This is a genomic window from Gordonia lacunae, from assembly GCF_002149015.1.
GTDB classification, from domain to species: domain Bacteria; phylum Actinomycetota; class Actinomycetes; order Mycobacteriales; family Mycobacteriaceae; genus Gordonia; species Gordonia lacunae.
Genome location: NZ_NGFO01000030.1, coordinates 14,414 through 34,233 on the forward strand (window position 1 = coordinate 14,414; position 19,820 = coordinate 34,233).

The following is a 19,820-nucleotide window of genomic DNA, read 5'->3' on the forward strand; positions in this document are numbered from 1 at the left end:
CTTACCGGCCGGTAGCCTGGCAGTCGTGACGACACGGCAGAGAATTCTCATCACGGGAGCCAGTTCGGGACTAGGGGAGGGCATGGCCCGGCGCTTCGCCGCGCAGGGGCGTTCTCTCGCGCTCGCGGCGCGCCGACGCGACAAGTTGGAGGCGCTGGCCGACGAGCTCCGGCCGTCCGCCGAGCATGTCGAGGTCGAGACGCTCGACGTCACCGACGTCGAGGCCGTTCCCGAGGTCTTCGGGAGGCTGGCCGCCGGTCTGGGCGGTCTCGACCGGGTCATCGTCAACGCGGGACTCGGCAAGGGGGCACCCCTCGGTACCGGCAAGGCCGCGGCGAACATCGAGACGGTGCAGACCAACCTGGTCGGTGCGCTCGCCCAGGCCGAGGCGGCACTCGAGATCTTCCGCGCGCAGAACGCCGGCCATCTGGTGCTCGTCAGTTCCATCTCGGGCGTCCGCGGCATGCCCAAGGCGCAGGCCGCGTACTCGGCGTCGAAAGCCGGGCTGACGGCGCTGGGGCAGGGGCTGCAGGCCGAGTTCGCCTCGTCGCCGATCACGGTGTCGGTGGTCGCGCCGGGTTACATCGAGACCGACATCAACCGGGGTGTGAAGACCTCCCTCATGGTCGAGACGGACAAGGGCGTCGATGCCCTGGTCAAGGCGATCGAGGCGGAGAAGGACTGGGCCCCGGTGCCCGCCTGGCCGTGGACGCCGATCGCCGCTGCGCTGAAGTTCCTGCCGGCGTCGGTCAGCCGCCGACTCGTCTGACTTCTGTAGTTCGTTCAGACAGCGGATGTTTCGGCTTGGATCCAGGCGTTGGGTTACCGTCACGGGATGCGTGTTCACCGGTTTCCGCGGCTGACGGCCGTCGCCGCGGCGGGCGCCGCGATGTCCGGCGTTCTCGCGGGTTGTGCTCCGTCGTCGTCGCCGATCGATCGCGATTCGAGCCCCTCGCCGTCGGCGTCGACATCCGCGCCGCCGCCGTCGACCAAGATCGTGACCGCCGGGCCACAGCGCGACGAGGGGCCGGTGATCAGACGGTTCCCGCTCCTGCAGGGGTCGGTGATCGAGGGCTGGACGGCCGGCACTCTCGGGGACGACTCGTCGGACAGGGTTCCTGGACCATCCACCTACTGGTTCGACACGGTCGTGAACGTCGGCGCCGCGCGCGCGGCTGCGTGGGCGGGGCAGTACCACGCCGATCCGGTGGCCCCGCCTGACTCGGTGGCGGGCGCGTTGCGCGACGTGGTGCCGTCCGGCGGCTTTGTCGGCGGGCCCGCCCTCGACCGTGCGTTCTCCTCGCCGCAGTGGCAGGCGACGGTGTACCTGTCGCTGACAACGGGGCGCGTGGTCGTCCTCGGGGTCGACGACTGATCTGCGTAAGGTGGCCGTCGTGGCGAACAAGCAGGGACAAGTGGTGGCGTCGGGCGCGTTTCAGGCCTTCGGCGCCCGGCAGCGGGAGCAGGTCGGCGAACTGCTCGGCGAGATCTTCGACCGCACGGACATCGCGGCCATGGGCTCCGACTGGCGGGGCATCGTCTATTTCACCCTCACCGACGACGAGACGACCTCCGCCGACACGGTTCTCGGCTTCGACCCGTCGAGCGGGACGTCCGGCGAGCTGGCCACCGTCGACGAGGTGTCCGAGGCCATCCGCACCGGCGATGTCGCCGAGGCCGTGGACGTCGCGAGCTTCGACGCCTGGCGGGCGGCGACCGGCACCCGCGCCCTGGACATGGGTGCCTGCGTGCCGCCCACCCTGTACGAGTTCCTCGGCGGCGATCCCGCCGAACGTGACGTGGAGCCAACAGATCTCGTCACCTACGTGGCCACCGCGGCCGCGATCATGGGCCGCATCCAATCCCTGGGTGTGGAACCCGGGGACGAGATCCCCGCCGAGGTCTTCGACGAGGAGTACTGGAAGTAGTTCTGCCGGTTGAGTCGCCCTTGTGCCGGTTGAGCTTGTCGAAACCCCCTCAGACCGCGCGGCCGCGTCGTTGCCGGTACCAGGTGACGAGGGCGTCGGTCGACGGATCGTCGTGGGTGTCGGGCGCGTCGGGTCGGGTGATGGTGTCGAGTAGTTCTTTGGCCTGGGTCTTGCCCAGTTCGACGCCCCACTGGTCGAAGGGGTTGATGCCCCAGATGGCGCCCTCGACGAAGACCTGGTGTTCGTAGAGCGCGACGAGTTGGCCGATGACCGAGGGGGTGAGCTGTGGGGCGAGGATCGAGGTGGTGGGACGGTTGCCCGGCATCACCTTGTGGGCCACGACGTGTGCGGGTACGCCCTCGGCGGCGATCTCGTCGGCGGTCTTGCCGAAGGCGAGGACCTTGGTCTGGGCGAAGAAATTGCTCATCAGCAGGTCGTGCATGGAACCGGTGCCGTCGGCCGAGGTCGGGAGGTCGTCGGTCGGTTCGGCGAAGCCGATGAAGTCCGCGGGCACCATGCGGGTGCCCTGGTGCAGCAGTTGGTAGAAGGCGTGTTGGCCGTTGGTTCCCGGTTCGCCCCAGAAGATCTCACCGGTGTCGGTGGTGACGTGGTGGCCGCCGGCGGTGACCGACTTGCCGTTGGATTCCATCGTCAGCTGCTGCAGGTAGGCGGCGAAGCGGGCCATGTCGTTGCTGTAGGGCAGGACTGCGCGGACGCCGACGTCCCAGAAGTTGTTGTACCAGAGGCCGATCAGGCCGAGGATGACCGGCGCGTTGCGTTCGAGGGGCTGGGTGCGGAAGTGTTCGTCGACCTGGTGGAAGCCGTCGAGGAACTCGGCGAAGCGTTCCTTGCCGATCGCGGCCATCACCGACAGTCCGATCGCGGAGTCCACCGAGTAGCGGCCACCCACCCAGTCCCAGAAGCCGAACATGTTGTCGGTGTCGATGCCGAACTCGGCCACTTCGGCGGCGTTGGTGCTCACGGCGACGAAATGCTTCGCCACGGCGTCGGAGTCGGCATCGAGGGCCCGTAGGAGCCAGGTGCGTGCGGCGGCGGCGTTGGTCAGCGTCTCCAGGGTGGTGAAGGTCTTGGAGGCGATGATGAACAGCGTCGTCTCGGCGTCGAGGCCGGCGAGCGTGGCGACCATGTCCGCGGGGTCGACGTTGGAGACGAAGTGGCAGCGGATCCCGGCGTCGACGTAGTGGCGTAGCGCCTGGTAGACCATCACCGGTCCCAGGTCGGAGCCGCCGATGCCGATGTTGACGACGTCGGTGATGGGTTTGCCGGTGTGTCCCTTCCACTCTCCGCTGCGCAGGCGGTCGGTGAACTCGCCCATCCGGGTCAGGACCTCGTGGACGTCGGCGACGACGTCCTGTCCGTCGACGGTCAGCGTCGCATCCGCCGGCAGCCGCAGGGCGGTGTGCAGGACCGCGCGGTCCTCGGAGGTGTTGATGTGGGTTCCGGCGAACATGTCGTCGCGGATCTCCTCGAGACCGATCTCGCGGGCCAGGCTCATCAGCAGTTCGAGGGTCTCGCGCAGCACCCGGTGCTTGGAGTAGTCGATGTGCAGATCCCCGACGTCGACGGTCAGCTCCGACCCGCGCGCGGGATCGATCGCGAACACCTCACGCAGATGCATGGCATACACATGCGGCTGATGAGCCGCGAGCGCCTGCCAGGACTGCGTCGCGGTGATGTCGCCGTGGTCGGTGCCGGTGAAGTCGCTGCCAGGGGCCTGGGTGCTCATGACCACCAACCTTATGTGCTCGGCGTCGTGGCCGCGACGGTCGTCACATGCGGCGAGAGGACGTCACCGGATCACTGCGCAGGCGACGGGGTGCCGAGAGGTCAGCGGCCCAGCGGTCCACGCCCCAGGCGCAGCAGCAGCATCGCGAGGGTGTGTCCCTCCTGGCCGAGATCCTGGAATCGCTCCAGGACCTTCACCTCGCGGCTGTGGACCAGGCGGGGTCCGCCGGAGGCCATCCGCGCGGCCCCGATCTTCTTCGAGACCGCCGACCGGCGCTTGATCGCGGCGAGGATCACGGCGTCGAGCCGATCGATCTCGAGTCGCAGCTGGTCGATGTCGTCGGGCAGGTCGCCGACCTCGGACGAGAGCTGATACTTGTCGAGGTCGATCGAGTGCTCGAAGGGCGTGCCGCCGGACGGGCGGGGGTCCTGAGCGCCGGGGCTGGGGCTGCGATCGGTCACGCGCCCGATTTTGCCACGACGCCCGGCGACGACCCGCATGCGGCCGAGTCACCCGACCCGGCCACGACGACGCTCGGCGCACATGGAAACTGGAGCGCATGCCCAATGCGCGGATGGTGTCCCTCGTTGCCCTGTCGCTCATCGTGGGCCAGCTGATCATCCGGGGCTGGCTCGTCGCGACCGGCAACTTCTACTGGGACGACCTGGTCCTCGTCGCACGCGCGTCGTCGAACCCGATCCTGTCCTGGGAGTACCTCGGACACGGCCACGACGGCCATTTCATGCCCGCGGCCTTCCTGCTCGCCGGGGTGGCCACCTGGCTGGCGCCGCTGAACTGGGTGCTGCCCGCACTCATGCTGGTCGTGCTGCAGGCCATCGCCTCGGTGGCGGTGTGGCGGATGGTGCGGACCATCGCGCCGCGCGCCCGCGTCGGTGCACTGGTCGCGCTGGCGTTCTATCTCTTCAGTCCGATGACGGTGCCCGCCTTCGCCTGGTGGGCGGCCGGCCTCAACACGCTCCCCATGCAGGCGGCGATGGCGTGGATCGTCGCCGATGCGGTGCGTCTCGCGCGCGGCGACGTCGACGATGCACGACGACGGCTGGTGTGGATCCGGTCGACGGTCGTCTTCGTGATCGCGCTGGCGTTCTTCGAGAAGTCGCTGTTCATCCTGCCGGTGGCGCTCGTGGCCGCCGTCCTCGCGAACGGCGGGGTGCGCGCGACGATGCCGACCCTGCGTGCGGCCCGGGAGCTGTGGATCTCACTGACCGTCACCGCCGCGCTCTGGGTCGGCGTGTACTTCCTCACCACGGACCCGACGTCGGGTGAACATTCGGTGGCGCAGACCGCGCGCCTGGTCTGGAGATCGGTGACCGACGCCATCGTGCCGTCGCTCGTCGGCGGGCCGTGGGAATGGGAACGCTGGACGCCGAGCCCCCCGACGGGTTTCCCGCAGATGTGGATGATCGTCGGCGGCTGGCTGGTGCTGGCCGGGGTGACGTGGTGGGCGATCGCCCGCCGCCGCGGCGGCGCGGTGATCGTCGGGTGCGCGGTCCTCTACGCGGTCGCGGCGCAGATCCCGGTGATGTGGAACCGGTCGAGCCCGCAGACCGCGATCGAACTCGCCCAGCACATGCGCTACCTCCCGGACACCGCGCTGGTGTTCACCATCGCGCTGGCCCTGCTGTGCGCAGCGCCGTCCCGGATCGCCGACGTGGGCGGCCGACACGTACGCACGTCCGACGGCGAGACCGGGCAAGGCGAGGAGAAGTCGGCGCTGCCCGCTTTCGCGTCCGTCGTGGGCGCGCTCGTCGTGGTCTCCGCTCTGGTGTCGCTGGTGTCGTTCTCGTCCTCGTGGCGGGACAACCCGACCGGCGACTACCTCGAGACCGCGACCGCGGCGCTGCACGATGCGGCGGCGCAGGGACCGGATGGCCTCACCCTGCTCGATCAGTCGGTGCCGTTGGAGATCTTGCAGCCGTTCGTCTACCCCGACAATCAGGTCAGCCGCATCTTCGGTCGGGTGGCTCCCCGACCGGACTTCGGGGTGGCCACCGACCGGCTGTTCGTGCTCGACACCGCGGGAAACCTCGTGCCCGGCGGTGTGACCCAACGTCGCATCATCTACGCGGGTTCGGGGACGTGCCGCACCCCGGAGGTCGCCGGGCCCACGCGACTGCGGCTCGACGGCCCACTCTTCTCCTGGCCCTGGACGATCGCGCTGAGCTACTGCGCCACCCGGGACGGCGAGATCGAGATCGCCCTCGAGGACGGGGAAGCGGTCCGGGCACCGGTCCGCGCGGGACTCGGGTCGGTGTACGTCCGGATCGGCGGCGGCGGCGACCACGTCGACCTACGTCCCCTGACCCCGGGACTGCGGTTGCACACCGGCGCGGGCCGGGTGGGCGAGGCCGCGGAGGCGCGGTTCGCCGGCGGCTGAGCCCGGACTAGTCGTAGTAGAAGGCGGAGATGTTGTCGCTCTGGTTCTCCGCGGCGATCAGGGCGCGAAGGGCCGACGCGGTCTCTTCCTCGGCGACGAAGTAGACGACCTTTGCGTCGCCGGCCGCAGTGACCTGTTGCTGCATCTGCTTGCGGAGCACCTCGGTGCCCTCCCAGGACGGATCGAAGGTGCCGCCGGTGATGTGCTCTCGATATCCCTCACCGAAGGTGATGTGCAAGTTCCCGTCGGTACCGATGCCGTCGAAGACGTAGTCGCCGCGCTTGATCGCGTAGTAGCTCGGCAGGCCGGTCACGCTGGCACCGAAGCGGGCCTGCGCGGGCTCCTTGTTCCCGGTACGGACATAGACGATCTCGGTGTTGGTCTGCTTCTCGTTGTTGTCGATGAGATCGTTCAGCTCGGTCTCGGTCGAGTCGATGAACGCGAGGTAGGTGAAGCTGTACCGCGACGCGATGTTGGTGTCCGGCGGAAGGTTGGTGGCCGCACACCGGGTGGTTCCGTTGCGGCCGAAGTCCACGCGCAGGACCACCTTGCACTCACCGCCGAGCGCTCCGGGCGGTCGGTTGCCGACCGCGAAGTTGAGCGTCAGACCATAGTTGAAGTGTCCGCGGACATCGTCGGTGTAGGGGCTGCCCTGCACCGTGTAGTCGAAGGCGCACGACGAGGTGGTGCAGGCGCCGGTCTGCCGCGAGGACACCACCGGTTGCTTCATCCACAGTCCGGGAGCGGGCACGGACACCAGGTCCGAGACGAGTGCGCGCTGGTTGGCGAACACCTTCTGGGCCTGGTCGGCCGGTTGCAGGCTGACCGCCGCGTCGATGTCGTAGGTGACCGGGCCCTGCACGCTCTGGCCTTTGACGTTGGTGACGTTCTTCGTCTCCGGATCGAACGTGACCTCCCAGGCCCCGATCTTCACCTTGTCGTCACCGACGAACTCGATCGGCGGGTCGGTGGTCGGCCAGCGACGGGCATCGGGCGTGCCCTTGTTGGGCGCCGGGAGTTCGGCCCCCAATGCCGGTGCGTCGCCGGCTTCGATGTTGCCGATGTCGCCGGCGAGGTTGTCCGGGCCGAGGATCGTGCCCAGACGCGGCATGCTGGTGAAGCGGGTCGAGGCCCACTTGTTGTCCAGGGGCCCGGTGTCGAGGTTCGTCTTCTCGGCGTCGACGAGGAGTTCGGTCCAGAGGGCGCCGGGCGCGCTGATGAACGGGCTGTTGCCGATCTGCCGGTACTCGCCCTGCTGGGAGCCGAGCGTGATCGTGCCCTCGGCGGTGTTCGACGTGGTGACGATCAGGTCGTCGAACTCGACGGTTCCCTCGCCGCGCTCGTCGTCGTATTTGTAGGTGACCCGGCCGGTGAACTTGGCCGCCGGACTCGTGGCCATCTTGAACAGCACCTCGTCGAGGCTCTTCTGCGCGCGAAAGGCGGGCGTGGGCTCGACGGTGCCCGCGCTGCTGAACGGCACGAACGACAGGACGAGCGCGATGACGAGGGCCAGTGCTCCGACACCGAGGGCGATGGCGGCGGGGACAATGGACGGTCTCTTCATGGCGCCTCTTCCTGCTCGCCGGGGCGGCGTCGCCGCATGCGAGTTCGTTCGCAGACAGGGCACCCCGAGCCGGTGGTACGGCGTCATATTAGCCGCGGGGGACTGCGATCGGGGCCTCAACCCACGGGGCCGGTCGACTGTTCGGTGGACCTCGTACCGGGACCGAGCGGACCGGCCGACGGGGGTCTGTCGGCGGTGGCGGGTAACCTGGACAACCGATGAACAGCTCTTCTTCTGCCCCTCTTCTCGCCGGTCGCGCGGGTGCCGCTTCCTCGGGTGCGGCCGCCGACGATCGGGTCGCGCGCCTGCTCGAAGGTCTCAACCCGCAACAGCGCGCCGCGGTGCTGCATGCGGGCGCACCGCTGCTGATCGTGGCGGGCGCCGGCTCGGGCAAGACGGCGGTGCTGACCCGCCGGATCGCCTACCTGCTCGCCGCGCGCGATGTCACCCCCGGGCAGATCCTGGCCATCACGTTCACCAACAAGGCCGCTGCGGAGATGCGCGAGCGCGTCATCGATCTCGTCGGTCCGCGTGCCGCCTACATGTGGGTGTCGACGTTCCACTCCACGTGTGTCCGCATCCTGCGTGCGCAGTCGGGGTTGCTCGAGTCGATGAACTCCAATTTCTCCATCTACGACTCCGACGACTCGAAGCGGTTGTTCGGCATGGTCATCCGCGACCTCGATCTCGACCCCAAGAAGTTCAGCCCGCGTGGGGTGTCGGTGGCCGTCTCGAACTTCAAGAACGAACTGATCTCGCCCGACGAGGCACTGGCCTCGGCGCCCGAGGACGATCCGACCTCGACGACGATCGCGCGGATCTACGCCGAGTACCAACGTCGCCTGCGCGCCGCCAACGCCTTCGACTTCGACGACCTGATCGGCGAGACCGTCGCGCTGCTGCACCGGCACCCACAGGTCGCCGAGTACTACCGGCGCCGGTTCCGCCACGTTCTGGTCGACGAGTATCAGGACACCAACCACGCCCAGTACGTGCTCATCCGCGAACTGGTGGGGGAGCAGACCACCGCGAGCGGTCTGGAACCGTCCGAACTGTGCGTCGTCGGCGACGCCGATCAGTCCATCTACGCCTTCCGCGGTGCCACCATCCGCAACATCGAGGAGTTCGAGCGAGACTTCCCGTCCGCCGAAACCGTTCTGCTCGAACAGAACTACCGATCGACCCAGACGATCCTGTCGGCCGCCAACGCGGTCATCGCGCGCAACTCGAACCGGCGCGAGAAGCGGCTGTGGACCGACTCCGGCGACGGCGAGCTCATCGTCGGCTACGTCGCCGACTCCGACCGCGACGAGTCGACGTTCATCGCCAAGGAGATCGAGGAGCTCACCGATTACTCGATCGGCGGTTCGTCGAGCCACAAATACTCCGACGTCGCCGTGTTCTACCGCACCAACACCGGTTCGCGCGCCATCGAGGAAGTGTTCGTCCGGCACGGGATCCCGTACAAGGTCGTCGGCGGTACCAAGTTCTACGAGCGCAAGGAAGTGCGCGATGTGGTGGCCTACCTGCGGGTGGTCGCCAACCCGGATGACTCGGTCAGCCTGCGCCGCATCCTCAACACCCCGCGGCGCGGCATCGGCGACCGCGCGGAAGCCTGCGTCGCCGTGCACTCGGAGAACACCGGCCGGAGCTTCTACGAGTCACTGATGGACGCGGCCGACGGCAAGGTCGCACTGTTGAACACACGCGCCGTCAAGCAGATCGGCGGGTTCGTCGAGCTCATCGAGGGACTGCGATCGGACTTCCTCACCCACTTCGGCGAGGCGGGCACCGAAGACGCCGACGTGGCCTTCCTCGACGCCACCGAGGAGTCGGCCGACATCGGCGAACTCGTGGACGCGATCGTCGAACGCACCGGCTACCGTGCCGAACTCGAGGCCTCCAACGATCCGCAGGACGGCGCGCGTCTCGACAACATCAACGAACTCGTGGCCGTGGCAAGGGAATTCAGCGCCGATGCCGCACAGGTCGATGCCGACGCCGACGACCCCGAGATCGAGGTGGACCGCGAGGGCGAGCCAGAACCCGGTTCGCTCGCAGCGTTCCTCGAGCGCGTCTCGCTCGTCGCCGACGCCGACCAGGTGCCCGACGAAGGCGAGGGTGTGGTCACCATGATGACGCTGCACACCGCCAAGGGGCTGGAGTTCCCGGTCGTCTTCGTGACCGGCTGGGAGGACGGGCATTTCCCGCACATGCGCGCGCTGGGCGATCCGGCCGAGTTGAGCGAGGAACGCCGGCTGGCGTACGTGGGCATCACCCGCGCCAAGCAGCGTCTCTACCTCACCCGATCGGTCACCCGAGCGTCCTGGGGCCAGCCGGTGTCGAATCCGGAATCCCGCTTTCTGCAAGAGATCCCGCAGCATCTCATCGACTGGCGCCGCACCGAACCCCGACGCTCCGCACGCGGCTTCGGCGGGTCCTCGGGCGGAGTGTTCGGCCGCGACGGGGCGTTCTCCGGTTCGGGCGGTTCGTCGATGGGGCGGGGTCGGTCGTCGTACTCGTCGGATCCGGCCCGTGGGCGCAACAAGCAGGTCCAGCTCGACATCGGCGATCGGCACAACCACCCGAAGTACGGGATGGGCAAGGTCGTGGCCAAAGAAGGCAGCGGCGCCACCGAGCGCGTCACGATCGACTACGGCGGCAGTGCGGGACGCGTCACGCTCCTCACCGCGGGCGGGATCCCCGGGGACAAGCTCTAGGGAAGGGCCCCGCGGTCGGACCCACCCCTGCTCCCTGATCCGAAAGAACCGCAAAGCCCCTGATGCCGAGCCCGAGAGATCTGCTGATCCACCGCTCCCTGCGTCACGAAGGGTTGGCGACGCATCTCGCCACGACCCTTCGTGACGGCCTCCGCAGGCTCCGGCCTCCTCAGGGAGCAGTGAAGTGGGCACGCTCGGAGCGCAACTGTTCTGTCGTCGTGCACGACGGCCGCCAGGCCGCAGGTACTGAGGAGCGCCCGGAGCTTGCGTCACCCTCCGCTCCCTGAGGAGCGCCCGGAGCTTGCGGAGGGCGCGTCACGAAGGGTCCGGCGACCGCGGCTGCGAGGGACGTGCGGGCGAGCGCCTGCTAGCCGGTGTAACCGGAGAGCTTCACGCCATGGGCGGCGAGCCAGGGCACGGGGTCGATCTTGGTGTTGCCGTTCTTCCACACCTCGAAGTGCAGGTGCGGGCCGAACGAGAAGCCCTCGTTGCCGACCAGTGCGATGACATCGCCGGCGGTGACGCGTTGGCCTTCGTGCACCAGGACGCCGGAGGAGGCCATGTGGCCGTACATGGTGACGGTTCCATCGGCCGCTCGGACCTGGACCCAGTGGCCGTAGCCCGAGGCGGGCTCGGCCTTGATGACGACGCCATCGGTGGCCGCGTGGATCGGGGTCCCGAGCGGTGCGGCCATGTCGATGCCGCCGTGCATGGTGCCCCAGCGCATAGCGAAGGCCGAGGTGAAGTCGTAGCTGCCGAGCGGGATCGGCGAGGTGAAGAGCGGGCGCCGGGCGAGGGCCTCGCGGCGATCCTGATCTGCGGCCATCTTGGCGCCCACACCCAGCTGGTTGGTGAAGACGTTCATCTGGTCGGTCTGTGCGGTCGCAGCGGCGATTCCGGGGCCGAGTTCGACCGGTGCGGCGCCCTGGGCCGACGCGTCGTTGACGGCGGCGGCATTCACCGGGGCGGGCGCTTCGTCGCCTGTGCCGACCTGAGCGACGGCGGCAACGGCTGCGCCGGCCGCCATGGCGATGAGAGCGGTGCGTCCGCCCTTGAGGGCGTTCGGGGGTGCAGCGATGCGGTGCTTGCCGCCGCGGCGCACGCGCTGGCCGGCCGGATTGGTCCGGAAGGGCCGGTGTTCGGGGTCGCTGTCGAGATCGTCATCGGCGAGGGTGTCGAGTTCGCCTCCGTCGAAGACGTCGAGTTCGGCGCCGTCGACATCGAAGGGCTCGTCGTGCTCGTACTGATCGAACTCGTGCTCGGGGATCAGGATGTCCTGAGTGATCTCCGAGCGGGTGGGGCGGTAGTAGCCCTGCCACGACGACGGGGTCCAGCCGGCGTCGGAGGACTCGCGGGTGTCGGCGGAGTCGGCGAAATCGAAGTCGTAGTCGCTGAGGTCGTACTCGGCGGCCTCGTCGGTGTCGACGATGGGGATGATCGTGGTCATCTCTTCCGCTCTGACATCATCGATCAACCCGCCCGATCGGACGCGGCCCGATCCGCGTGAGACACCGAGTCCCGCCAAATCGTCCACCTCATCTCTTGCTGCGCATCTCGTCGTTGGCGGATTTCGACGTTACCGTCCGTAATCCTTCTGTGACCAACCCTGAGAGCCGACGGTAACGAAATGATTGCGGCAAGTCCAACCGTAGAAAGCGACAAACCGGGATATTGTGAGCTGAGTCACAGGAGTTCCCGACATCACTCGAAGTTGACGAATCTGCTGTTCACTACAGCACATTCAACCTGTGAGGCCGGCGTGGCGGTGGCGAGCGGTGTCGGTGCAGTTCATGGGCGCACCGCGAGGGTGTTCCCCGCACACGGCGTCGCCAATACTGTGAGGACCGACCGAGCGAGTGATCTGTCGCACAAGCGCAGGGTGCGCGCGGGGTGGCGATTCACGACAGGTTTAAAGTCCGATATGGCCCGCATTACACCCTTGCGCGGGCAAATCTACGAGATGGTGAGCTGAATGGATCTCTTCGAATACCAGGCGAAGGAACTGTTCGCCAAGCACGGGGTTCCCACCACACCCGGTCGGGTGACCGATGATGCCGCCGATGCGCGGGCGATCGCCGAGGAAATCGGCAAGCCCGTGATGATCAAGGCGCAGGTCAAGACCGGCGGGCGTGGCAAGGCAGGCGGCGTCAAGTACGCCGCGACCCCGGACGACGCGCAGTCCCACGCTTCCAACATCCTTGGCCTCGACATCAAGGGCCACGTCGTCAAGAAGCTGCTGGTCGCCGAGGCCAGCGACATCGCGGAGGAGTACTACATCTCCTTCCTGCTCGATCGCACCAACCGCTCCTACCTGGCCATGTGCTCGGTCGAGGGCGGCATGGAGATCGAAGAGGTCGCCGCGACCAAGCCCGAGCGCCTCGCGAGGGTCGCCGTCGACGCCGTCAAGGGTGTCGACCTGGAGACCGCGCGCTCGATCGCCGAGCAGGGTCACCTCCCTGCCGAGGTGCTCGACGCCGCAGCGGTCACCATCTCGAAGCTCTGGGAGGTCTTCGTCGGCGAAGACGCCACCCTGGTCGAGGTCAACCCGCTCGTCCGCACCCCGGACGATCAGATCCTCGCCCTCGACGGCAAGGTCACCCTCGATGCCAACGCCGACTTCCGTCAGCCCGGCCACGAGGAGTTCGAGGATCGCGACGCCACCGATCCCCTGGAGCTCAAGGCCAAGGAGAACGACCTCAACTACGTCAAGCTCGACGGTGAGGTCGGCATCATCGGCAACGGCGCGGGTCTGGTCATGTCGACCCTCGACGTCGTCGCCTACGCCGGTGAGAAGCACAACAACGTGAAGCCCGCGAACTTCCTCGACATCGGCGGCGGCGCCTCGGCCGAGGTCATGGCTGCCGGTCTCGACGTCATCCTCGGCGACGAGCAGGTCAAGAGCGTCTTCGTCAACGTCTTCGGTGGCATCACCGCATGTGACGCCGTCGCCAACGGCATCGTCGGTGCTCTCGAGAAGCTGGGGTCCGACGCCAACAAGCCGCTGGTCGTCCGCCTCGACGGCAACAAGGTCGACGAAGGCCGCAAGATCCTGGCCGATGCGAACCACCCGTTGGTCACGCTCGCCGAAACCATGGACTCGGGCGCCGACAAGGCCGCCGAGCTGGCGAGCAAGTAAGGGAGCCACGGAATATGTCGATCTTTCTGAACAAAGACAACAAGGTCATCGTCCAGGGCATCACCGGCGGTGAGGGCACCAAGCACACCGCTCTGATGCTCAAGGCCGGCACCAACGTCGTCGGTGGTGTCAACGCGCGCAAGGCCGGCACCACCGTGTCGCACGTCGACGCCGACGGCAACAACGTCGAGCTGCCGGTGTTCGCATCGGTCGCCGAGGCCATGAAGGAGACCGGGGCCGACACCTCGATCGCCTTCGTGCCGCCGAAGTTCTCCAAGGACGCCATCATCGAGGCCATCGACGCGGAGATCCCGCTTCTCGTGGTCATCACCGAGGGCATCCCGGTGCAGGACTCCGCCTACGCGTGGGCCTACAACGTGGAGAAGGGCGAGAAGACCCGCATCATCGGGCCCAACTGTCCCGGCATCATCACCCCGGGTGAGGCGCTGGTGGGCATCACGCCGAACAACATCACCGGCAAGGGTCCGATCGGTCTGGTCTCGAAGTCGGGCACCCTGACCTACCAGATGATGTACGAGCTGCGCGATCTCGGCTTCTCGACCGCCATCGGCATCGGTGGAGACCCGGTCATCGGCACCACCCACATCGACGCCATCGAGGCGTTCGAGAAGGATCCCGAGACCAAGCTGATCGTGATGATCGGCGAGATCGGCGGCGACGCCGAGGAGAAGGCCGGCGAGTACATCAAGGCCAACGTGACCAAGCCGGTCGTCGGCTACGTCGCGGGCTTCACCGCCCCCGAGGGCAAGACGATGGGCCACGCGGGAGCCATCGTCTCGGACGGTGCGGGTACCGCCCAGGGCAAGAAGGAGGCCCTCGAGGCCGCGGGCGTCAAGGTCGGCAAGACGCCGTCCGAGACCGCCTCGCTGGCCCGGGAGCTCTACCAGGCTCTGTAAGGCACACGAGAACCGAAGAACCCGAGCGGGTCTGCCCGCTCGGGTTTTTTCGTGGCCCGACCGGCCCCGATCCCGCATGCGATAATTCGTCGGTGGACTCCCGGGCGCGGCGCGGCGCGATCTCCCAGCTCGCCGGGGAGTCGCTGCGGTTCGCGGGGGTGATGGCGGACGTGGCCGAACGTCTGCCCCTCGCGGGCGGGGTCATCGGGTCCGTCCGCGTGCGGCTGGCCGAAGCCGCCGACACCGCTGTCACCGTGGTGGTCTCGACGACGCGAGCCGTTCTGGGCGTCGTCATCCGCGAGGTGGTCGACGCCCTGGTCGAGGAGGTCGACCTCACCGACCTCGTCCTCACCCATGTCGACCTCAAGCGCCTCATCGGCGAGGTCCTCGCTCTCATCGACATCGACGAGGTCATCACCACCGTGGATCTCGATCGTGCTGTGGCACAGGTGGACCTGAATGCGGCGATCGACCTCGTCGACCTCGACGCGGTGATCGGGAAGGTCGATCTCGACTCCGTCGCCACCGGAATCGACATCGACGCGATCGCCGCGCGGATCGACATCGACGCCATCCTCGGGCGGGTCGATCTTATCGGGCTCGCCGAGGAGATCATCGACGGCGTCGATCTCCCCGACATCATCCGCGAGGCGAGCACCTCGGTGACCGCGGACGTGATGACCGACGTGCGAAGCACCAGCGAACGCGCCGACGACGCCGTCGCGAACGCGGTGAACCGGTTCCTGCGCCGGCGCGGCGCGACCGTCGAGGCTGCTCCTGACGCCGGGGAGCCTCGATGACCGCCGAACCGAAACCGACCGGGCCGGTGGATGATTCGGCTCCGACGACACCGGCCCCGACGCCGCCGGCGGCGCCCGGCCTCCCGCCCGTGCACAAGGCCCATGCGGTGCAGGACCGGGACAAGAACGCCGGCATCGTGAGCCGGGGTGTCGCCTCGTTCCTCGACCTTCTCGTCGTGTGGACGATCCTCGGTGCCGCCTACGCGGGGCTGTCCCTGATGAAGTTCGTCCTCTCGGTCGGCGAATTCTCGCTGCCGGAGGTGAATCTGATCTTCACGACGACCGGCTTCGTGCTGGTCGCGGTCCTCTACCTGGCGACGTGTTGGGAGATCTCCGGACGCACGTTCGGGTCGGTCGTGATGGGCCTGCGTGTGGTCAACTCGGAAGGGGCCCGTATCCGGCCGACCATCGCGGTGCTGCGCGCACTGCTGTGCACCTTCTTCGCGATAGGTCTCGTATGGGTGGTGGTCGACCGGCGTCGTCGGTCGGTGGCCGATGTTCTCCTGCGCACCCGGGTCATCTACTCTCGCTGACCGCCTTGAGTCGGGTCAGCCCCTTCTCGAAGTCCTTGCCCAGCAACTTGTCGAAGATGCCGAAGAGTCCGGCGACGCGGCTGAACAGCGACTGCGGGCCGACCATCGTCCAGGACACCCGCGTCGCCCGACCCTGGGGAACGAGCTCGAAGGTGACGGTGTTGGTGGTCTTCATCGGCTTCTCGAACTCGAGGTGCACCTCGACCTCGCGGGGCTCGTCGACGCGCGTGATCTCCATGGCACCCCGTCCGGCCTTCTTGTTGCCCGACCACGCGTACTTCGCCCCGACGCCGTGGTCCGCGCCGGAGTAGTCGCGCGTCATGTCCGGATCGACGCCCTCCCACGGCGACCAGTGCACCCACTGCCGGAAGTCGGTCAGGTACGGCAGCACCGCCTCGGGCGGCGCGTCGACGGTGATGGATCGGGCGATGCGGAACGTGTCGGACATGAGGCCCCCGGATGAGATCGGTCGGTTGGAGTATGGAAGGGATGTCGGGCTGACGAGAGTATGACACCCGGGGCCGACCGATATCATCGCCTCGAGCGGCCGACCAGGCGCGCGGGCCGCCCGCCCTCGGCGGGATACGGTGTGAGGCATGGGTGAACGGGCACGGCTCACGGCCGCGGAACTCCGCGAGATGCTCGTCGACGACGGCACGTGGGAGTCGTGGGACGCTCCGGTCGGCGAGCCGGCCGCGACCTCGGACGGAGCTGACGACACCTACGCCGCCGAACTCGAACGCGCCCGCGGCACGAGCGGGTCGGACGAAGCGGTCAGCACCGGCGTCGCCGCTGTCGGTGGGCGACGAGTGGCTATGGTGCTGAGTGAGTTCGACTTCCTCGCCGGGTCGATCGGTCGTGACGCGGGGACCCGGATCGTCGCCGCGGTGCGGCGCGCGACGCGTGAGCGGCTTCCGCTGCTGGCCCTCCCGGCGTCGGGGGGCACCCGGATGCAGGAGGGGACGGCGGCGTTCCTGCAGATGGTCGCGATCACCGGTGCCGTCACCGACCACAAGGCCGCGGGGCTGCCCTACCTGGTGTACCTGCGACATCCGACGACCGGCGGTGTGTTCGCCTCGTGGGGGTCGCTCGGGCACATCACCTGGGCGCAGCCCGGAGCGCTCATCGGCTTCCTCGGGCCGCGTGTCTACGAGGGCCTCTACGGTGAGCCGTTCCCCGGTGATGTCCAGACGGCCGAGAATCTGCTCCGCACAACCGTTGTCGACGACGTGGTCGCGCCGAAGGACCTCCGCGACCGCCTCGCGGCGGTGCTACGACTCCTCGCCGCTCGGGAAGACGCGGTGGTCCCGCCCGGCTCGATCCGGGTACGTGCGCGACGCGCGCGTTCGGGGGAGCCGGACGACGCCTGGGCGTGTGTGCGCGCAACCCGGGAGCCCGAGCGTGCGGGACTCGTCGAGTTCCTGGCGCACGGCGACTCGGCACCGCTGTCGGACGCCGGGCCACTCCGGTTCTCGCTGAGTGAGTTCGACGGACACGTCGCACTGGTCGTCGGATATGACCGGACGTCGCAGGCGGCGGGTGACCTGCCGGGTCCCCGGCACCTGCGCGAGGCGCGCCGGGCGATCCTGGCGGCCGGGGATCTACGGCTTCCGGTGGTCACCGTGATCGACACCCCCGGCGCCGAGCTGTCCGTCGTCGCCGAGGAGGGTGGTCTTGCGGCGCAGATAGCCCGTTGCACAGTCGAATTGATCACCGTTCCGGTGCCGACGGTCTCCGTGTTGCTGGGTCAGGGTGCGGGCGGTGCGGCGCTCGCGCTCTTCCCCGCGGACTTCCGAGTCGCGCGCGGCGATGCCTGGTTGTCGCCGTTGCCGCCCGAGGGTGCGAGCCTCATCGCGCATCGTGATCTCGACCACGCCGGTGAGATGGCCTCGCGGCAGGGCATTCTCGCCGGTCGCTTGGCGGCGCAGGGCATGATCGACCTCGTCGTCGATGCCGGATCGGACGACGAAGCGCTACCGGCGATCCGCGCCGAGATCGGCCGGTACCTGGCAGCTTCGCCGGTTCCGGACACAGAGGCGCGAACCCGCGTGCCGACGGCGGACGCCCGATGACCGACCGCGTGGTGGCCGTCGGCGCACTCATCACCGACGCGGATGGCCGAATCCTGTTGATCCTGCGCCGCAACGAGCCGTCGGCGGGGCACTGGAGCCTGCCCGGCGGCAAGGTCGAGCCAGGGGAATCGCTCGAAGAGGCGGTGGTGCGCGAGGTGGAAGAGGAAACCGGTCTGGCGGTGTCGGTCGGCGAACCGGCCATTCAGCTCGAGATCCCGGTCGGCGACGGACGGGTGTACGAGGTGCACGACTTCCGGGCCGAGATCCGTTCGGGGAAACTGCGTCCCGGTGACGACGCCGCCGACGCGGCCTTCTTCACACCGGCCCAGGTGCGCACCGCGAAAGTCACCAGCCGGCTGGTGGAGTACCTGGAACAGGCCGGTGCACTGCCACCCGAGTCGCCGTGACCCCGCACCGACCCGGCGCGGACGGCAGCTTGCCGAATGGGGGCGACGTGGTGCACGAGAGTGGTTTTGTGCAGGATGGAGAGATGACCGATCTACTGCCCCTGGACCCTGACCAACTCCTCACCACCACCCGCTCGGTGCGCAAGCGTCTCGACTTCGACCGTCCCGTGCCGCTCGACGTGGTCAAGGAGGCGCTCGAGGTCGCGTTGCAGGCGCCGACCGGCAGCAACAGCCAGACCTGGCATTGGATCGTGCTCACCGACCCCGAGCTGAAGCAGAAGGTCGCGGACTACTATGCGCAGTCGTTCGCGAAGTACTACTCCGGCCAGGCACCGCGGGACGAGACCGGCAAACGCGTCGCATCGAGCGCCCAATACCTCGCCGACACGATGGGTCAGGTTCCGGTGCTGGTCATCGGTGCGATCTACACCGGTGGTGATCTGCCGGCGGGCAATCAGGCCGGCGTCTGGGGTTCGTTGCTGCCGGGTGCCTGGAGTCTGCAATTGGCGTTGCGGGCCCGCGGCCTCGGGTCGGCGTGGACAACACTTCACCTGAACTACGAGAAGGAGATCGCCGAGCTCCTCGGCATCCCGGACAACATCCATCAGGGTGTGCTGCTGCCGGTGGCGTACAGCAAGGGCACCGACTTCAAGCCCGCGCCGCGGAAGCCTCTCGACTCGGTCCTCCACATCGACGGCTGGTGATCAGGAGGTGCCGGGTCACGCCTGGTCCAGCACCTCGCACCGCAGCGCTGCCAGCGCCATCGCGGTCAGGAGTCGACGCAGTCCGTGCTGGTCGAAGGCGGGCAGGCGAGGCGAGGAGTTGAGCAGCCCGAACATCGCGTGCACGCGCACGCGTGCCTCCTCGCGACCGAGAGTCAGGCCGGTCTCGTCGGTCACGGCGAGGAGCACATCCACCCACCGTTCCACGTAGCGGCGCTGCAGCAGTCGGACCCGGTGGTTGGCGGCCGGGGTCATCGACGGCAGGTCGCGATCCTGCACCGTGATGAGGTCGGGCCGCGTGACGAGCACGTCGATGTGAAAGCCGATGAGCGCGACCAGTGTTTCCGACGGGGAGCCGCCGCGGTCGGCGACCTCGCTGCCGCCGTCGTGGAGTCGCTGACTGATGTCGATGAGCATCTCGTCGAGCAGCTCGGTCTTGGAGGAGAAGTGGCGGTACATCGCCGGTCCGCTCACCCCGACAGCCCGTCCGATGTCTTCCAGCCGGACCCCGGCGAACCCGCGCTCGGCCATCTGATGGGCGGCGGCGGACAGCAATTCGGCACGACGGGCCGCCTTGGCCTGGGTTCGGCGCGTCGGTGGACGATTCGTGGCTTCCGATTCGTCCTCGCGCGGTTCATGCGTCGCGGACATCGATCCCGCACTCTACGCGTTCCGGCGCGCAACCGGCGATGGCGCGTGACCCGGTCGGGCCACCGGCATCACGCATCGTGACCGGTGACCCGGTCGAATGAAAAGTCGGCCGACCGGTGCGTGCGGGCGCCGGCAGGGCCTAGTCTTGCGCCAGATCGTGCGCCGGGTGGCGAGCGCAGATCAGTCCGAACGGCGCGGGCGGACTCCCGCGGCAAGACGAGGAGC

18 protein-coding genes are annotated in these 19,820 nt (G+C 68.2%); 12 read left to right on the forward strand and 6 right to left on the reverse strand.

Annotated features, from left to right (window positions below):
* Positions 1-25 precede the first annotated feature (25 nt).
* From CA982_RS21075 to CA982_RS21085, 3 genes are all read left to right on the forward strand, one after another.
* A complete protein-coding gene (locus CA982_RS21075) occupies positions 26-769 on the forward strand; it encodes an SDR family oxidoreductase (protein ID WP_086537144.1) in 744 nt (247 codons plus the stop codon).
* 66 nt (positions 770-835) lie between these two features.
* Positions 836-1,375: a hypothetical protein gene (locus CA982_RS21080; RefSeq protein WP_086537145.1), complete on the forward strand. Its 540-nt coding sequence runs from the start codon at positions 836-838 to the stop codon at positions 1,373-1,375.
* Positions 1,376-1,394: 19 nt separating this feature from the next.
* Positions 1,395-1,928 carry a hypothetical protein gene (locus CA982_RS21085; RefSeq protein WP_086537186.1) on the forward strand — a complete coding sequence of 178 codons (534 nt, stop codon included), beginning with the start codon at positions 1,395-1,397 and terminating at the stop codon, positions 1,926-1,928.
* Positions 1,929-1,977: 49 nt separating this feature from the next.
* On the opposite strand, the gene pgi is transcribed toward CA982_RS21085, so the two are convergent.
* Entirely contained in the window at positions 1,978-3,675 is a 1,698-nt protein-coding gene (gene pgi / locus CA982_RS21090) for a glucose-6-phosphate isomerase (protein WP_086537187.1), read from the reverse strand.
* Between the two features lie 101 nt (positions 3,676-3,776).
* A complete protein-coding gene (locus tag CA982_RS21095; RefSeq protein ID WP_086537188.1) occupies positions 3,777-4,136 on the reverse strand; it encodes a chorismate mutase in 360 nt (119 codons plus the stop codon).
* A 98-nt stretch (positions 4,137-4,234) separates the two neighbouring features.
* On the opposite strand from CA982_RS21095, the gene CA982_RS21100 reads away from it, so the two are divergent.
* Positions 4,235-6,073, forward strand: a complete 1,839-nt coding sequence (locus CA982_RS21100; protein ID WP_086537146.1) for a hypothetical protein — start codon at positions 4,235-4,237, stop codon at positions 6,071-6,073.
* Between the two features lie 7 nt (positions 6,074-6,080).
* On the opposite strand, the gene CA982_RS21105 is transcribed toward CA982_RS21100, so the two are convergent.
* Positions 6,081-7,637 carry a hypothetical protein gene (locus tag CA982_RS21105; RefSeq protein ID WP_086537147.1) on the reverse strand — a complete coding sequence of 519 codons (1,557 nt, stop codon included), beginning with the start codon at positions 7,635-7,637 and terminating at the stop codon, positions 6,081-6,083.
* Between the two features lie 218 nt (positions 7,638-7,855).
* On the opposite strand from CA982_RS21105, the gene CA982_RS21110 reads away from it, so the two are divergent.
* A complete protein-coding gene (locus CA982_RS21110) occupies positions 7,856-10,357 on the forward strand; it encodes a UvrD-helicase domain-containing protein (RefSeq protein ID WP_086537148.1) in 2,502 nt (833 codons plus the stop codon).
* Positions 10,358-10,724: 367 nt separating this feature from the next.
* Here the strand turns inward: CA982_RS21110 and CA982_RS21115 are convergent, their stop codons facing one another.
* Positions 10,725-11,891: a M23 family metallopeptidase gene (locus CA982_RS21115; protein WP_086537149.1), complete on the reverse strand. Its 1,167-nt coding sequence runs from the start codon at positions 11,889-11,891 to the stop codon at positions 10,725-10,727.
* A 438-nt stretch (positions 11,892-12,329) separates the two neighbouring features.
* On the opposite strand from CA982_RS21115, the gene sucC reads away from it, so the two are divergent.
* The 4 genes from sucC (at position 12,330) to CA982_RS21135 (ending at position 15,743) form a co-directional block, all read left to right on the forward strand.
* Complete coding sequence (sucC, locus tag CA982_RS21120; RefSeq protein ID WP_086537150.1) at positions 12,330-13,493, forward strand: ADP-forming succinate--CoA ligase subunit beta; 1,164 nt, start codon at positions 12,330-12,332, stop codon at positions 13,491-13,493.
* A gap of 14 nt (positions 13,494-13,507) precedes the next feature.
* Positions 13,508-14,410 (forward strand): succinate--CoA ligase subunit alpha, encoded by a 903-nt coding sequence (sucD, locus tag CA982_RS21125; RefSeq protein WP_004020100.1) that lies wholly within the window; start codon positions 13,508-13,510, stop codon positions 14,408-14,410.
* Positions 14,411-14,502: 92 nt separating this feature from the next.
* On the forward strand, positions 14,503-15,210 hold the full coding sequence (locus CA982_RS21130) for a hypothetical protein (protein WP_086537151.1): 708 nt from the start codon (positions 14,503-14,505) through the stop codon (positions 15,208-15,210).
* Complete coding sequence (locus CA982_RS21135) at positions 15,207-15,743, forward strand: RDD family protein (protein ID WP_244176413.1); 537 nt, start codon at positions 15,207-15,209, stop codon at positions 15,741-15,743. Before CA982_RS21130 ends, CA982_RS21135 begins: the two co-directional genes overlap by 4 nt.
* Here CA982_RS21135 and CA982_RS21140 read toward each other — a convergent pair.
* A complete protein-coding gene (locus tag CA982_RS21140) occupies positions 15,727-16,191 on the reverse strand; it encodes an SRPBCC family protein (RefSeq protein WP_086537152.1) in 465 nt (154 codons plus the stop codon). The genes CA982_RS21135 and CA982_RS21140 overlap by 17 nt on opposite strands.
* A 148-nt stretch (positions 16,192-16,339) precedes the next feature.
* Between CA982_RS21140 and CA982_RS21145 the strand changes: the two genes are divergently transcribed.
* From CA982_RS21145 to CA982_RS21155, 3 genes are all read left to right on the forward strand, one after another.
* Entirely contained in the window at positions 16,340-17,815 is a 1,476-nt protein-coding gene (locus CA982_RS21145) for a carboxyl transferase domain-containing protein (protein ID WP_086537153.1), read from the forward strand.
* Positions 17,812-18,222: an NUDIX domain-containing protein gene (locus tag CA982_RS21150; protein WP_086537154.1), complete on the forward strand. Its 411-nt coding sequence runs from the start codon at positions 17,812-17,814 to the stop codon at positions 18,220-18,222. Before CA982_RS21145 ends, CA982_RS21150 begins: the two co-directional genes overlap by 4 nt.
* 83 nt (positions 18,223-18,305) lie before the next feature.
* Positions 18,306-18,926: a nitroreductase family protein gene (locus CA982_RS21155; RefSeq protein WP_086537155.1), complete on the forward strand. Its 621-nt coding sequence runs from the start codon at positions 18,306-18,308 to the stop codon at positions 18,924-18,926.
* A gap of 15 nt (positions 18,927-18,941) precedes the next feature.
* Here the strand turns inward: CA982_RS21155 and CA982_RS21160 are convergent, their stop codons facing one another.
* On the reverse strand, positions 18,942-19,595 hold the full coding sequence (locus CA982_RS21160) for a TetR/AcrR family transcriptional regulator (RefSeq protein WP_086537156.1): 654 nt from the start codon (positions 19,593-19,595) through the stop codon (positions 18,942-18,944).
* Between the last annotated feature and the right edge of the window lie 225 nt (positions 19,596-19,820).